General features: G+C 65.1%; 14 protein-coding genes. 1 reads left to right on the forward strand and 13 read right to left on the reverse strand.

The window, feature by feature from the left end:
* The first annotated feature begins 34 nt into the window (after positions 1-34).
* Positions 35-1,288, forward strand: coding sequence for a phospholipid carrier-dependent glycosyltransferase (locus U1738_RS06015; RefSeq protein ID WP_332788096.1), 1,254 nt, complete (start codon positions 35-37; stop codon positions 1,286-1,288).
* A 9-nt stretch (positions 1,289-1,297) separates the two neighbouring features.
* Here U1738_RS06015 and U1738_RS06020 read toward each other — a convergent pair whose 3' ends face one another.
* The 13 genes from U1738_RS06020 to U1738_RS06080 all read right to left on the reverse strand — a co-directional run bounded on the left by U1738_RS06020 (position 1,298) and on the right by U1738_RS06080 (position 14,328).
* Complete coding sequence (locus U1738_RS06020; protein ID WP_332788097.1) at positions 1,298-2,398, reverse strand: glycosyltransferase family 2 protein; 1,101 nt, start codon at positions 2,396-2,398, stop codon at positions 1,298-1,300.
* Positions 2,395-3,459, reverse strand: a complete 1,065-nt coding sequence (gene leuB, locus U1738_RS06025) for a 3-isopropylmalate dehydrogenase (RefSeq protein ID WP_332788098.1) — start codon at positions 3,457-3,459, stop codon at positions 2,395-2,397. The genes U1738_RS06020 and leuB overlap by 4 nt, the downstream gene beginning before the upstream one ends.
* Positions 3,460-3,510: 51 nt before the next feature.
* The gene (gene recO / locus U1738_RS06030) at positions 3,511-4,137 is read right to left on the reverse strand and encodes a DNA repair protein RecO (RefSeq protein ID WP_332788099.1); all 627 of its coding nucleotides are present in this window, start codon (positions 4,135-4,137) and stop codon (positions 3,511-3,513) included.
* A 27-nt stretch (positions 4,138-4,164) separates the two neighbouring features.
* Complete coding sequence (locus U1738_RS06035) at positions 4,165-5,094, reverse strand: GNAT family N-acetyltransferase (protein WP_332788100.1); 930 nt, start codon at positions 5,092-5,094, stop codon at positions 4,165-4,167.
* Entirely contained in the window at positions 5,091-6,041 is a 951-nt protein-coding gene (locus U1738_RS06040) for a polysaccharide deacetylase family protein (RefSeq protein ID WP_332788101.1), read from the reverse strand. The genes U1738_RS06035 and U1738_RS06040 overlap by 4 nt, the downstream gene beginning before the upstream one ends.
* A gap of 276 nt (positions 6,042-6,317) precedes the next feature.
* A complete protein-coding gene (locus tag U1738_RS06045; RefSeq protein ID WP_332788102.1) occupies positions 6,318-9,116 on the reverse strand; it encodes a DUF3857 domain-containing protein in 2,799 nt (932 codons plus the stop codon).
* Between the two features lie 90 nt (positions 9,117-9,206).
* Complete coding sequence (uvrC, locus tag U1738_RS06050; protein WP_332788103.1) at positions 9,207-11,132, reverse strand: excinuclease ABC subunit UvrC; 1,926 nt, start codon at positions 11,130-11,132, stop codon at positions 9,207-9,209.
* Positions 11,133-11,239: 107 nt separating this feature from the next.
* Entirely contained in the window at positions 11,240-11,557 is a 318-nt protein-coding gene (locus U1738_RS06055; RefSeq protein ID WP_332788104.1) for a hypothetical protein, read from the reverse strand.
* Between the two features lie 264 nt (positions 11,558-11,821).
* Positions 11,822-12,376 carry a F0F1 ATP synthase subunit B family protein gene (locus U1738_RS06060; protein WP_332788105.1) on the reverse strand — a complete coding sequence of 185 codons (555 nt, stop codon included), beginning with the start codon at positions 12,374-12,376 and terminating at the stop codon, positions 11,822-11,824.
* Positions 12,369-12,863 carry a F0F1 ATP synthase subunit B family protein gene (locus tag U1738_RS06065; RefSeq protein WP_332788106.1) on the reverse strand — a complete coding sequence of 165 codons (495 nt, stop codon included), beginning with the start codon at positions 12,861-12,863 and terminating at the stop codon, positions 12,369-12,371. Before U1738_RS06065 ends, U1738_RS06060 begins: the two co-directional genes overlap by 8 nt.
* A 48-nt stretch (positions 12,864-12,911) precedes the next feature.
* Entirely contained in the window at positions 12,912-13,124 is a 213-nt protein-coding gene (locus tag U1738_RS06070) for a F0F1 ATP synthase subunit C (protein WP_055777096.1), read from the reverse strand.
* Between the two features lie 74 nt (positions 13,125-13,198).
* Complete coding sequence (locus U1738_RS06075) at positions 13,199-13,957, reverse strand: F0F1 ATP synthase subunit A (protein ID WP_201781333.1); 759 nt, start codon at positions 13,955-13,957, stop codon at positions 13,199-13,201.
* 20 nt (positions 13,958-13,977) lie between these two features.
* Complete coding sequence (locus U1738_RS06080; RefSeq protein WP_332788107.1) at positions 13,978-14,328, reverse strand: AtpZ/AtpI family protein; 351 nt, start codon at positions 14,326-14,328, stop codon at positions 13,978-13,980.
* Between the last annotated feature and the right edge of the window lie 204 nt (positions 14,329-14,532).

A 14,532-nucleotide genomic window follows, 5' to 3' on the forward strand; every position in this document is an offset into this window, starting at 1 on the left:
ACGCAGCACGAAGTGCGCGGTAAGCATTGACGAGATGCCCCAAACCCCAGCCCCGCCCCGCCCGATCCTCACCGCGACGGCGATCGGCGTGGCGGCGCAGTTCCTGTTCACGCTCAACATCTCGCGCCCGAGCATTCTTGTGTTCGACGAGGTGCATTACGTCCGCGCCGCGCGCATCCTGCTCACGCTCGATGCGCCGACCAACATCGAACATCCCCTGCTCGGCAAGATGCTGATCGCGCTCGGCATCCTGCTGTTCGGCGACAATCAATATGGCTGGCGCATCCCCTCGGCCATCGCGGCGACGGCGGTGGTGCTTGCGGTGTTCTGGATCCTGTGGGTGCTGTTCCACCGCGTGCGCCCGGCGGTGGTCGGCGCGCTGCTCGCGATGCTCAACTTCACCGTCTTCATCCAGGCGCGGATCGGCATGCTCGACGGATTCATGGCCGCATTCCTGCTGCTCGCCATCCTCGCTTTGCTGCGCTCGGCCTATGCCCCGCCGGATCGGGTGTGGCGGCACTGGATCCTCGGTAGCGTCCTGCTCGGCCTGGCGGTCGGCGTGAAATGGGCGGCGGCGCCTTATGTCGCGTGGGCCGGCATGGCGTTCCTTGTGATACGCTGGCGCGACGCCCGAAACGGTGGCGCGCACTGGCGTGGAATGCGCACCATTCCCGCGCTGGCGACGCTCGGCGGGGTCAGCATCTTCGTCTATCTGCTCACCTTCGCACCCGCCTTCTTTTACGCGCAAGACGCAATGACCCTCGGCAAGCTGTTGCCATTCCAGCATATCATGTATCAGCAGCAGACCCAGATCCTGCCCCCGCATCCCTATCAGTCAACCTGGTGGACCTGGCCGCTGATGGTCCGCCCGATCTGGTATCTTTATGAGGCGGTCGACGGCGCGCAACGCGGCATATTGCTGCTCGGCAATCCGGCGATTCTGTGGGGTGGACTGATCGCGGTGGGCTATTGCCTGTGGGCTGGGTGGCAACGCGGTTCGGGCAGGCTGGCCGGCGTGGCGGCGATCTGGCTCGCTTCATTACTGATCTGGGCAATCATCCCCAAATCGCTGGGATTCTTCTATTATTATTACCCCTCGACGATCTTCCTGTGCCTCGCGCTCGCCGCGGCGTTCGACGATCTGCGCGTGCGGCACCCGCATTGGGACGAGGCGTTCCTCGCGCTCAGCGCCGGGCTGTTCCTGATCTTCTACCCGATCATCTCGGCGGCAGCCTTGCCCGATCCCCAGGCCTTCCAGCGCTGGATGTGGTTCCCGACCTGGCCCTAAATCTGGGCCTTAATACCGCCCCCACGTAAACCGCGACGAAAGCGCATAATTCCACACCGCGCTCACCGCGATCCCCGCCAGCGCCGAGAGCGCCCAGGTATCCGCCTTCGCATCGTACAGGAACGCCGCAACCCCGATATTCGCCACCGCGCCGACCGAACAGACCAGACAGAAGGTCAGCCATCCGTCGAACAATTGCTTCGCGCCCTTCAACCGGCTGTCGCGATACGTCAGCGCGTTGTTCAGGAAGAAGTTGAACGTCATCGCCACGACGGTCGCGACGATCGTCGCCCACAGGAAGCTCAGAATCCCTTCCTTGAACAACGGACCCAGCACGATGAAATGCACCAGCGCCCCCAGCGCGCCGATCGCGGAAAACATCGCAAAGCGCACCGGAATGATCCGCCCGAACATCCGGTCGTAGATCGCGATCAGATATTCCATAGCCACGACGTGATCGAGCTTGCTCTCGCCCTCGGTGCGCACCCGGAACGTGTAGGGCAGTTCGAGGAATTTGAGCGGACGGGGCGAACCGGTCATCAGATCGAGCAGGATCTTGAAGCCGATCGCGTTCAGATGCGGCGTCAGATCGCGCACGATGCCGGCCCGGATCATGAAGAACCCGCTCATCGGATCGCTGAGATCGGCTTTCAACACCTGCCGCGAAAGCTTTGTCGCGAAAGCGGATTTCGCCACCCGGTCGCTGTCCCAGTCGCCCGTGCCTCCGCCATCGACGAAGCGCGATCCGATCACCACGTCCAGCGTCCCGTCGGCCTGCAACGCATCCAGCATCTTGGGCAGGATCGTCTCGTCATGTTGAAGATCGCCGTCGATCACCGCGACGACCGGCGCGGCCGTCGCGCACATCCCCTCGATGCACGCCGAGGACAGCCCGCGCCGTCCGATCCGCTGGATCACCCGCACGCGCGGGTCGCGCCGTCCGATCTCGCGCGCGGCATCCGCCGTGCCGTCCGGGCTGTTGTCGTCGACGAAGATCGCTTCCCAATTGCGCCCCGCCAGCGCCGCATCCAGCTTGGCGACGAGCAACGGCACATTCTTCGATTCGTTGAAGGTCGGGATGACGACCGCGAGTTCCAGGGTTTCGCTCACGCTTGCACTTCCTCGAGAGCGGCCAGCACCGCATCGCCCATCGCGCTGGTCGACAATGTCCCGCCAAGATCGACCGTCCGCGCGCCATCGGTCAGCGCCTTGCCCACCGCCGCTTCGATCCGCTCGGCGGCATCGTCCAGCCCCAGCGAATGCCGCAGCAGCATCGCCGCCGACAGGATCGTCGCACAGGGGTTGGCCTTGCCCTGTCCGGCAATGTCCGGCGCGCTGCCGTGGATCGGCTCGTACAGGCCATTATCCCCGCTCCAGGCCCGCAACGATGCGGACGGCAGCATCCCGATCGACCCGGCACACATGCTCGCCTGATCGGACAATATGTCGCCAAACAGATTGCCGGTGACGATCACGTCGAACTGTCCGGGATTGCGCACGAGCTGCATCGCACAATTGTCGACGTACATATGGGTCAGCGCGATTTCCGGATAATCCACGGCAATCTCGTTCACCACGTCGCGCCACAATTGCGACGTCTCCAGTACGTTGGCCTTGTCGACCGAACAGATCTTCTGCTTGCGGCGCTTGGCCATTTCGAAGCCGACGACGACGATGCGTCGCACCTCGGCCTCGTCATAGGACATCACGTCATAGCCCTCGCGCAGGCCGCCCGCGCTGGTGCGGAAGCCCTTCTCGCCGAAATAGACGTCGCCGTTCAGTTCGCGCACGATCACCATGTCGATCGCCGCCGCCACCTCGGGCTTCAGCGCCGAGGCATCCTCCAGCCCCGGAAACAGCTTCGCCGGGCGCAGATTGGCGAACAGGCTCAGTTCCTTGCGCAGCCCCAGGATCGCCTGTTCCGGCCGCAGCGACCGCTCCAGCGCATCGCAGGACGGATCGCCGACCGCGCCGAACAGGATCGCATCGGCACGCTTCGCCAGCGCCAGCGTCTCGGCCGGCAAAGGATGCCCGGTGGCATGATAGGCCGCGCCGCCGACCAATGCCTCCTCGAACGTCAGATCGAGGTGAAGCGCATCCAGCACGCGCCGCGCCTCGGCGGTCACTTCCGGGCCGATCCCGTCGCCGGCCAGAATTGCGATCAATGGCATATCAAATTCCCACCCCGATGCGTGGTGCTGCCTTTGCCGCCCCGTCCGCCCTCACGCAACCGCCCTTTTCAGCCGCTCCACGAGACGCGCGCGCCCGGCCAGCGTCTCCGCCCGCCGATCGGTAAGCACATCCGCCTCCAGCGCGCGGCCCGTCACCTTCAACGCGGCCAGGATATCGTCCCACCCCGCCTCGCCGCCGGTGCGCAAGATGTCGGGCAGATCGTCCATCTCCGGCCCGTAGCCGAGTTCCGCCAGCACCAACAGTTCGTAGCGCGCGAGCGCCACCGCCCAGCCCCGCGCCGCCGGCGCCGCCTCGATCGCCCCGATCACCCCGTCCAGCGCGCCGTACAGGCGCGGATAGGGCTGCCCCTCGGGCAAGGCCGTCGCGGTCAGCGCCGTCACCCATTCCAGCGCCGCGGCGGGCAACGGCTCGCCATATAACGGTGCGCGGCTGTGGATCAGTTCCAGCGTCAGCCCGGCGAGTTGCTCTTCGGTCCGCGCGCGCCATTCGCCCAGCACCAGATTGGCCGGTTGCAGGATCGGGCGAATGCGCCGCGATCGCCCGCCGCGCACATACCCCGCCTGAAGCCCATGCTCGGCGGTCAGCGTGCGCACGATCGCATTGTTCTCGCCATGCGGACGGACGGCGAGGATCAGGGCTTCGGCGCGCAGATGCATGCGCCCGCCTTACACCATGCGCTCCGATCACGCCCGCCGGATCTTCCGCGCCAGATCGCCCAGCCCGTATTTTTGCACCAGCGTCTTGGCCAGCGCCGTGCCGCCGTCGAACGTGCCGAGCGCCGTGATCGTCGCACGGTTGGCGATCGACCGTCGCAACAGCAGCAGATCGACGCACGCCACGCCGCCGGTCGATAGCTGGCGCTTGTGCTGCCCCTCGCCCTCGGTGAAGTCGAACCGCGTCAGGTTTCCCTCGTCCTGCAAGTCGCGCATCGCCGCCAGATGCAGCACGCTGCCCGGCGACAGATCGCCGAACGCCGGATCGTGCCCCACGAACTGATAGATCACCGTGCCATCATGGATCGGGCAATAGAGGTACGCCGCCGGCTCGCCGCCGACATACAGCAGCCACGCGCGGACCTGATCCGCCGCCGCCATCGCATACATGCGTTGCAAAAAGCCGCCATCCTCGGGCAGGCCCGATCCGAGCAGCTTTTCCTGATAGGTCCGCGCGGAAATCCCCCGCGCGACTTCATGGAACGCCACCAGCTCGTCCGGCGTGCGGAAGGCTCGCACGTCCAGCGTGCCACCCGAAAGGCCGGCGATCTTCTTGGTCTTGCGTTTCAATCCGTTGCGCGTGTTGCCCGACAGCGTTTCGAGATATCGATCGTAACCGATCGAAAGATCGGCATAATATCGCACGTAAGTCTGCCGCACGAAGGCGATCATGCCCGCACCGACGAACCCCATCGCCTCCTGCCGGTCGGCCGGCAGCGACGTCACCTGATATCCGTCCGCCGCCGCATCCAGCGGTGGCAGCATCGGCAACCGTCCGCCCAGCACATCCGCCAGATCGAGCGGCACACGCACCAGATTGCGCTGGATCGATCCCAGCGTCCGCGCCCCGATCTGGAACCGCAAGGGTGAAGGCACCGACATCTGGGGAAGCGCGCTCAAGCCGCGCGTTCCTCGATCACGTTCGACCATAATTGCTCGGCCTGCCGCCAGCTCGACCGGAGCGGGCTTGGCCCCAGCGGCACGTCCGGGCTGTCGAGCCGCAGATCGGCATCGGCGAAGTGCGTCGTCGGCAGGCTGCCCATCCGTTCGGCCAGCATCGTGCACAACGCCTCGAACCGGCGCACATGCACGCTGTTCGGGCGTGTGCCCGATCGGTTGGCGAGTTCGAAACTGTGGCTGACGATCGTCACGGCCGCATGATGCTGGTCCACCGCATGATCCAGCGCCGCCTGCATCTCGCCGCTCGACAAGGCGCAGATCTGGAAGTTGCGCAGCGATCCCGGCCGATCCTCGATCACCGTCACCGGTACCTCGATCACACCCTGATGTTCGACCGGTGCGATCTGGCGCACCGGCAGGTCGATCAGGCTGGGCCACGGATGCTCCGCGCCGTTATGGCTGCTGTCGTATTTCAGCCCCAGCCGGTGCAGCGCGCGCAACGTCGCGTCGTTCGCGGCATAGGACCCGCTGCGATACGCGACCGGCGCCTCCGCCCCCGCCGCGACGAGCAGATCGCGCGCGCCGGATATCAGCGCCTCCTGATCCTGTTCGGTATATTCGACCATCTCGAACCGCGCATGCGTGCGCCCCTGATCGTCCGCCCGCGCGCCGGTCCAATTGGGATGCAGGTGCAACTGCACCTCCTGCCCTGCCTCGCGGATATTCCCGATCAGGCGGCGGAACGGTTCCAGCCCGAACAGCAGGGCCGGCATCGGATCGACGAAGAAGCACGCCTTCAACCCATATCGCGCCAATTGCCCGAGCTGATAGCTGATGCCGACCCCGGCGGGTTCGATCGAACGTTCGAACAAAGTTGGCATCTCGAGCCCGGCCGCATGATGCCGCCACGCGATCTCGGTGTCCACGGTCAGAAAAACTTGGGTCATGCCCCAGGCTTAGGCACGCGAGGGTGAAGATTTCCCCAATATGGGTGGATTGGATTTCTAACTTAGCCACTCTTAGCCCCTCCCCTTCAGGAGCTTCGGGTCGGTCATGCCCCCGGCATGACCTAAACCGTGCGGGGCACGGTTTACCCGAAGCTGGGTTGGGGTGGGGCAGTCCCGTCTCGAAGAGACCAGCGCCAGAATATGCGGCACGGCCCCACCCCAACCCCTCCCCTGAAGGGGAGGGGCTAAGCTAAAACCTCACCTCGCATCACCTTCTCAAGGCACGATCCCGAACTGCGCATAGGTCTGGTCTATCGTCGGCCGCATCAGCCGCGCACCCGCCAGATCGATCTCCCCCGCTTTCGCATCGCCCTGCTTCTTGCGGATCACGCCGCGCATATACAGGCTGGCGGCAAGGCCCGGATCTTGGTCCAGCGCAGCGTTCAGGTCCGACAGCGCGTCCTCCATCTGGTTCATGCGGAAATAGACCATCGCCCGGCTATCGAGCACCTTTTCCGACGAATCGCTGAGCGCGATCGCCTTGGTGCAATCCTTCAGCGCGGTATCGAGCATCACGTTCAGCGTTCCCTTCAGCCAGCAGCGCTGGTTGAGCAGATCGGGCGCGCCGGGCTTGGCGGCGACGGCCGCATCGATCGTCGCGATCGCATCGTCCTTCCGCCCCGCCCGGCTGAGGACGTCGGCCTTGCCCAGCATGAAATCGGCCTTGTCCTTGCCGCCATCCTCGATCCGCGTGTCGAGCAGCGCCAGCGCCTTGTCGTATTCCTTGCGATCGGCATACAGGCCGGCGAGGCGCTGGATCACCACGTCGGACGCCGGGTCCACCTTGCGCGCTTCCAGCATGTCGGCCAGCGCCTTGTCCTTCTCGCCGACGGTCCAGTACAGCCGCCCGCGCCACAGATAGCTGTCGGCGGTCGGATCGGTCGCGATCGCACGGCCGATATCCTCGATCGCCGGCCGCCAGTCATAGATCCGCTCCAGGAACCAGGCGCGGTTGGTGAACGGTTCAGCCTTGTCCGGCTGATCCGCGATCCCCGCCTTGTATACCGCCAGAATCGCGTCGAACCGGTGCGCGGCCTTGCCCGCCTGGATCACCTGCCACTCGGCGGGATAGGCCTCGGGCGCGATCACGCGGAGCAGATGCTGCTTGGCCTGCGCCAGCTTCTGCCGCGCCGCCGGAATGTCGGCGGCGGCGATCTCCGCACCATTCGTCTGCATCGTCACGTCGCTGGTCAACCAGCCATCGGCCAGTAACGAGGTGCGATCGATCTGCGCCCCGGCCAGCATTTCGGACAGTTTGGGATTGCCCTCCAGCGTGAAACCCTTGCCCTCTTCCGGCAGGTGGACCCGCGTACGCAACGTATAGGTCGCCTTGTCGCCGCTGCTCACCGGAATGTCGCGCCACGCCGTACGGCTGCGATCGGGTTCGAACTTCAGCCCGTCCAGCGCGGCGTCGATCGTCGTGCGATAGCGTTCGTTCTCGCGATTCCAGGACGGATAGGTCACGCCGGTCGCGGTAACGGTCGCGGTGCCGCTGGCCTCGTCGAACTTCAGCGTGCGCGTGACGATCGTGGCGCCCGATCCGACATAGCCTTCGCTCATCTTGGCGGCCATCTGGGTCAGTTGATCCTTGCTCGCCTGCCCCTGCGCCGATCGCAGGATCTGGGCCAGCGGTCCGCGCATCGTCATCGCCAGCGTGAACGGCGCGGGCAGATTCACCCCGGCGGATTCGTCGCGTGTCAGGGTCGCGGCCAGATCGGGCCGGGCGTTGAAGCGCAATGGGATCGGCATCAGCCCCGCGCCGCCCGCGCGCAGCGGCAGCACGTTGCGGAACGGCGGCGTATCGCGAATATCGGCCAGCAGCGCACCGGCACCGGTGCCGTCGAGCCACAGGCTTTCGCCACCCACGGTCGCTCGCACGAAGACATGATCGAACGCGCCGGGCGTCGGCAACCGCTGCGGCACCCAATCGCCGAACTTGCTGTTGGCCAGCACCGGCTCCGCCTCGATCCCCAACTCGCGCAGGATCGCGAGCAACAGCACGGTCTTGGCCTTGCAATCGCCATAGCGCACCGACCAGGTCTGGGCCGGCGTCTGCGGCACATAGTTCCCTCCGTCCATGCCTTTGAAAAGATAGCGTATTTGATCCTGCACCAGTTGCAGCGCGAGGGCCGCCCGCTTCAGCGGATCGGGCGTTTGCGCGGCAACTTTGGCAACTTCCGCCGCCAGCGGACTCCCCGCCACGATCGCTCCCTTGGTATCGTACAACGGTGCCATCACCTTCGAGATCGCCGCCCAATCGGCGAAGCTCGTCGCCTCCAGCAACGGCGTATGGCGATAGCGCGGCGGCGCATCGCCCGGCATCTCGGGCTGTTTGATGAGCGGCACGGTGATCGTCAGGTCGTTATAGCCGCCGGTCTTGGTCACGACCGGCGTCACCCCGCTGCCATCCGCCTGCCACCGCACATCCCGCCCCTCGGGCCACAGCATGCGCACGCGGCCGAAATCGGCGCGCACCGGATCGGTAGCCAGTTGCGCGAAGGCCTGCACATTGCCCTGCAACGCCGCATCCTTCTGCGTGGTCGAAAAGACGAGGTGCAGCACATCGCCGACGCGCAGCCCCTCCACCGCCATCGTCGCGGTCAGCACGCCGTTCAGCATGCGCTGCTCCAACTGCTCCTCGCGCCGCAGGACCGAAAAGCGTTCGCCGCTCTTGAGCAGGTCGATCCGCTCCGTCCCGCGCACGATCTCCGCCTTGTGGATGATCAAATCGCCCTTGTCGGGCTGCCACGGCAAGGTCACCGTGCCTAGCGAATCCAGCACTTGCGTCGATGCGGCACGCGCCGCCGTCTCGGCATAGACGGTCACTTCGCCATCCTTCAGCCGCTGCTGGCTGTCGAGGATCAGGAAGATCGGCGAATCGTCCTTGATCTTCGCCGTGTCGATCGGCGGCGCGGGCTTCACCCAATCCGGCGCCGGCGCATACAGCGGCTTGTCGCCCGCATGCGCCACCCCGGCCGATGCGAGCAGGGCGAAGAAGATCGTACGCCGAAACATGAATTTACCCCCAGATACGGGGATCAGTCTAGCGCGGCTCGGATGGGCGGCAAGCGGGTCGGGGAAAGATTATTCCCAGCATTAAGCCCCTCACCGCCCATGATAGAAATCGTAAACCTGCTGCGCCACCGCCGCCGACACCCCCGGTGCCTGCTGCAGATCCGTGAGGCTCGCATTGCGCACCGCGCGGCCGGTGCCGAAATGCATCAGCAACGCCTTCTTGCGCGCCGGGCCGATCCCCGGAACCTCGTCCAGCGGCGACGCGCCGATCGCCTTGGAGCGCTTGTCGCGATGCGCGCCGATCACGAAGCGGTGCACCTCGTCGCGCAGCCGCTGGAGGTAGAACAGGACCGGCGCATTCACCGGCAACTGGAACTCGCGTCCGTCAAGCATGTGGAACACTTCACGCCCGTCGCGCCCGTGCATCGGCCCCTTGGCAATACCGACCAGGCACACGTCCTCGATCCCCATCTCCTCCAGCACCGCCTTGCACGCCTTGAGCTGCCCACGCCCGCCGTCGATCAGCACCAGATCGGGCCAGTCGCCCGCATCGCGATCGGGATCCTCAGCCTGCGCGCGCGCGAAACGGCGTTGGAACACCTCGCGCATCATCCCGAAATCGTCGCCCGGCAGCGTGTCCGGATTCTTGATGTTGAACTTGCGATACTGGCCCTTGCGGAACCCTTCCGGCCCGGCGACGACCATCGCGCCGACCGCGGCGGTGCCCTGGATATGGCTGTTGTCGTAGACCTCGATCCGGTCCGGCGGCTCGGCCAGATCAAACAGTTCGGCCACCTCGCGCAGCAATTTCGCTTGCGTCGTGCTTTCCGCCAGCCGCCGCTCCAGCGCCTCGACCGCATTGCGCTGCGCCTGTTCGAGCAGCCGCCGCCGCGTGCCCCGCTGCGGCACCGACAGGCTCACCTTGAACCCGACCGACCCGCCCAGCGCCTCGCCCAGCAACTCCGCTTCGGGCAGGTCGCGATCCAGCAGGATCGTGCGCGGCGGCGGCACTTCCTCGTAGAATTGCATCAGGAAGCTGGTCAGCACCTCGTCTTCCGCGACATCGTTGGTGTGCGCGGGGAAGAAGCTGCGATGCCCCCAATTCTGCCCGCCACGGATGAAGAACGCCTGGATGCCCATCACGCCATTGGCATTAGCCATCGCGAAGATATCGGCGTCGCCCACGCCTTCCGCATTGATCGCCTGCGTGCCCTGGATGAAGGTCAGCGCGCGCAACCGATCGCGCAGGATAGCGGCGAGTTCGAAGTCCATCGCCTCCGCCGCCGCTTCCATCTGCTTGCCGAGCTTGGCCTGAACCTGCGTGGATTTGCCGCCGAGGAACGCCTTCGCATCGTCGTTCAGATCGGCATAATCCTCCTTCGAGATCCGCCCCACGCACGGTGCCGAGCAACGCTTGATCTGGTACAGCAGGCACGGCCGGTCGCGCGTCTTGAAAAAGCCGTCGGTGCAAGATCGCAGCAGAAACAGCTTCTGCAACGCGTTCAGCGTATTGTTGACCGATCCTGCGCTGGCGAACGGCCCGTAATAATTGCCCTTCGCCCGCCGCGCCCCGCGATGTTTCTGGATGCGCGGAAATTCGTGATCGGAGCGCAGCAGGATGAACGGGAAACTCTTATCGTCGCGCAGCAGCACATTATAGGCGGGGCGATAGCGCTTGATTAGCTGCGCCTCGAGCAGCAACGCCTCGGCTTCGTTGTTGGTCGTCACGATCGTCATCGACCGCGTCTGCGCAACCATGCGCTGCAACCGCTTCGAAAGTCGGTCGATCTGCGTGTAGTTAGTCACGCGGTTCTTCAGCGCGCGCGCCTTGCCGACATACAACACGTCGCCGCGCGCATCCTGCATCCGGTACACACCGGGCCGGGTCGGCAGCGTCGCCAGCACGTTGCGGATCGCCGCGACGCCCGCCTCGATATCCGGCGCATCGCCCCCGCCGCGCACGGCAAAGGCGGATTTCTCTTCGTTGAACCGGTCGGGGGCATTGGGGGATGACATTGCGGGTGATTTAGGGACTTTCCATCCCGCAAACCACCCGTTCCCGTCTCAACCTCCACCGTCATCCTGAACTTGTTTCAGGATGACGGTGGATATTGCGGCAGTCGTTACTTGATCGTCGCCAGATCGGCCTGAACCTTGGCCAGCACCGCCGGCGTGATCTTATCAGCGGCCATCGGCGCGACCTGGTTCAGGCTCATCGCCTTGAACTGGTCGTACATCGGGTGGGTCGTGGTGCCCGGCAGATCTTTTTCGATCACCGCCTTGCCGGCCGGATCGGCGACGATCGCCTCGATCGGCGTGTCGAGCGTGAACTTTGCGGTGGCCGCAGCGGGAGCAGCAGGTGCCGAAGGGGCAGGCGCCGCAGTCTGGGCCGAAGCGACGGCAGGCAACATCAGGGCAGCGGCGAGTACGATGAATTTCATGGGGCGGGCTCTCCGAACAATGGCACGATTCGCCATTGGCCGAAGGTCTAGCGCGATTTGATTGCAAATCGAAATGCGTGAGATCAAGGCCAGCCCACCTGCCCTCAACGCTTCCCCTGCGAAGGCCGGGGCCCAGTCGGGAGACCCGAAGTTATCGGGCGGTGCGCTTCACGATATTGACCTTCCCGACTGGGCCCCGGCCTTCGCCGGGGAAGCATCCAGAAGGGAAAGGGGTTTTCCCCGCCCTCGAAAGCTTAGATCAACTCAGTTCAGACGGCCCAGCCCGGCGATCGTGCGATCCACCACCACCTTGTCCGCACCGGCATCATGCCGCTCGACAATGATCGAGGCCGCCGCCTTGGCCGCCGCATCCGCCGCATGGGCACGCACTTCGGCGATGGCGAGGCGCTCGGCCGCACCAATCTTGTCCTCGGCCATCTTGCCGCGACGCGCGACCAGTTCGGCTGCATCCGCTTCAGCCTTGGCGAGCATCTGCTTCGCCTCCGCTTCGGCATGCGCGACAATCGCCGCCGCATCGCCCGCGCTCGCCGCATTGCGGGTCTTCGCTTCGGCCAGTTGCGCCTCGGCCTCGGCGCGTAGCTTGGCCGCTTCGTCCAGATCGTGGCGGATCGTGGCGATCTTCGCGTCGAGCATCCGCCCGATCATCGCCGGCACCTTCTTCCACAGGATGATGCCGATCACGACCAGCATCGACAGCGCGACGAAGCCCGGCGCACTGATGCCGAACGCCGACGGTTCGTGATGCACCTCGACCACGCCGGTCTGCGCCACAGTCTCGATCGGATGAGCCTCAGCCATGCGCCAGTTCCGCCTTCACTTTCTGCTCGACCGATGCACGATCGACCTGCACGCCGGACAGCTTGGCGACGATATCCTGCACCGCATCCACCGTCGCCGCTTCGATGTCCGCCGCAGCGGTGGCCTTGGCCGCATCGATCCGCGTCATCGCCGCGGCGACGTTCGCCGCAGCCGTCGCATCGCCGGCCTTCACCGTCGTCTCGGCGCGGGCAGTCGCCTGCGCCTTGGCTTCGGCCGCCGATTTGAACGCAACCGCGCGGGCCGCGTCGAGACCAGCCTGATAGCTGGTCTCGAGCCCGGTCGCGCTCTGGTGCGCCGCCTCCGCCGCGGCGAGGTCACCCGATATACGCGCGGTACGATCGTCGATCGTCCGTTCGATCTTGGGCACCATCGCCTTGCCGATCCCGAAATAGATCAGCGCGAACACGATCGCGAGCCAGAACAGCTGCGAGGCGTAGATCTCACCGATCTGGGAAAGCTGCGGCATTGGAGGATGCTCTTTCTTTAAGTCGTCATCGGGCCGGTCGGCCCGACCTTACTTGACGACGAACAGGATCAGGATCGCGACGACGAAGGCGATCAGGCCCAACAGTTCCGACGCTGCGAAACCGATGAACAGGCGGCCCTGCTGGCCGTCGGCAGCGCCCGGATTGCGCAGCGCGCCTTCGAGGAACGAACCGAACACATTGCCCACGCCGAGTGCGGCCATGCCAACGCCGATCGCTGCGAGGCCGGCACCGATGTACATCAAACCCGTATCAGTCATGTCAAAACTCCCTAATCAATTCAGTATGGTTGGTAGAAAACTTGAAACTCGAGAACCTAGTGCAGGTGCACCGCGTCATGCAGGTACAGCGACGTGAGCAGCGCGAAGACATAGGCCTGGATCGCGCACACCAGAAGTTCCAGCGCGCTGACGCCGATGATCATCACGAAGCTGAGCGCACTGACGAGCCAGCCGAGCGGACCGCCTGCGTTCAGGCCCTGCACCACGAAGCTGCCGAACACTTCGAGCAGGATGTGCCCGGCGGTCATCGCGACGAACAGTCGCAGCGCCAGCGAGAACGGACGTACCATGAACGACACGAACTCGACCGGGATGATGACCGGCATCAGCCACAAGGGCGCGCCGTGCGGCACGAACAGGGAGAAGAACTTGAAGCCATGCTTCACCAGGCCGACGATCAGCACGATGCCGAACGACACGAACGCCAGCACCGCCGTGAGCGTGATGTGGCTGGTCACGGCGAAGGTGTGCAGCCCGGGCACGATCGCCAGCGGCAGGATGCCGACGAAATTGGCGAACAGGATGAAGAAGAACAGCGAGAAGATGTACGGCGCGAACTTCTTGCCGCCCGAACCGATGCTGGTCGTCACCATATTGTCGATGAAGCTCACCGCGCCCTCGGCCATCACCTGCCAGCGGCCGGGGATCAGCGCGCGCTTCATGCCGCCGGCCATGAACACGGCCAGCAGCGCCAGCACGACGAACATGAACAGCGCCGAATTGGTGAACGACACGTCGTAGCCGAACAGTTCCAGATGGCGGCCCAACAAGGGCTCGACCATGAACTGTTCCATCGGATCGATTTTGCCGGCGCTCACTCTGCGCGCTCCTTCGACATCTTGATGATATTCATGAAAGCCCCGATTACGGCGAGCGTCAGTACGATCAGCAGGCCCCAGGGGCTGGTGCCGAACCATTGGTCGATCGCCCAGCCCAGCACGCCGCCGCCGAACAATGCACCCAGCAGCATCGCCAGCACGCGCGACCCTTGCGAATAGCCCTTTGCCGGCTTGCCCAACACCGTCCCGCCAGCACGCGCCTGCTCGGCCGCACGCGCGTTTGCGATGCGGCTGTTCAGGTCATCGGTCTGGCGATCGTCGGCCAACGCTTGAAAAGTCCTGATAAGAAAACGCCGCCACACCAAAGGCGCAGCGACGAGAGACATGGGAGCGACGCCCCCGTTGCGGCGCCCGTTTAGAAAAGGGGGGTGGCCAAGTCAACCGCTGTGGGGATCGGGCTTTAGACCAATGGGATAGGTTATGGCTGGCCATTCCCCGGCGAAGGCCGGGGCTCAGTCGCGATGGACCGGGTTACCACACGCAGCGCAAGATCATTTCCGCTTCCCGACTGGACCCCGGCCTTCGCCGGG

Source organism: Parasphingomonas caseinilytica, from assembly GCF_036663755.1.
In the GTDB taxonomy this organism is placed as follows: domain Bacteria; phylum Pseudomonadota; class Alphaproteobacteria; order Sphingomonadales; family Sphingomonadaceae; genus Sphingomonas.

What these genes read in the sequence shown, in the direction of transcription:
- U1738_RS06040 (WP_332788101.1), bottom strand. Translation starts at nt 6,041, where the DNA reads ATGACCCAAGTTTTTCTGACCGTGGACACCGAGATCGCGTGGCGGCAT.
- leuB (WP_332788098.1), bottom strand. Translation starts at nt 3,459, where the DNA reads ATGCCATTGATCGCAATTCTGGCCGGCGACGGGATCGGCCCGGAAGTG.
- U1738_RS06070 (WP_055777096.1), bottom strand. Translation starts at nt 13,124, where the DNA reads ATGTACATCGGTGCCGGCCTCGCAGCGATCGGCGTTGGCATGGCCGCA.
- U1738_RS06065 (WP_332788106.1), bottom strand. Translation starts at nt 12,863, where the DNA reads ATGCCGCAGCTTTCCCAGATCGGTGAGATCTACGCCTCGCAGCTGTTC.
- U1738_RS06075 (WP_201781333.1), bottom strand. Translation starts at nt 13,957, where the DNA reads ATGGAACAGTTCATGGTCGAGCCCTTGTTGGGCCGCCATCTGGAACTG.
- recO (WP_332788099.1), bottom strand. Translation starts at nt 4,137, where the DNA reads ATGCATCTGCGCGCCGAAGCCCTGATCCTCGCCGTCCGTCCGCATGGC.
- U1738_RS06060 (WP_332788105.1), bottom strand. Translation starts at nt 12,376, where the DNA reads ATGGCTGAGGCTCATCCGATCGAGACTGTGGCGCAGACCGGCGTGGTC.
- U1738_RS06055 (WP_332788104.1), bottom strand. Translation starts at nt 11,557, where the DNA reads ATGAAATTCATCGTACTCGCCGCTGCCCTGATGTTGCCTGCCGTCGCT.
- U1738_RS06045 (WP_332788102.1), bottom strand. Translation starts at nt 9,116, where the DNA reads ATGTTTCGGCGTACGATCTTCTTCGCCCTGCTCGCATCGGCCGGGGTG.
- U1738_RS06080 (WP_332788107.1), bottom strand. Translation starts at nt 14,328, where the DNA reads ATGTCTCTCGTCGCTGCGCCTTTGGTGTGGCGGCGTTTTCTTATCAGG.
- uvrC (WP_332788103.1), bottom strand. Translation starts at nt 11,132, where the DNA reads ATGTCATCCCCCAATGCCCCCGACCGGTTCAACGAAGAGAAATCCGCC.
- U1738_RS06015 (WP_332788096.1), top strand. Translation starts at nt 35, where the DNA reads ATGCCCCAAACCCCAGCCCCGCCCCGCCCGATCCTCACCGCGACGGCG.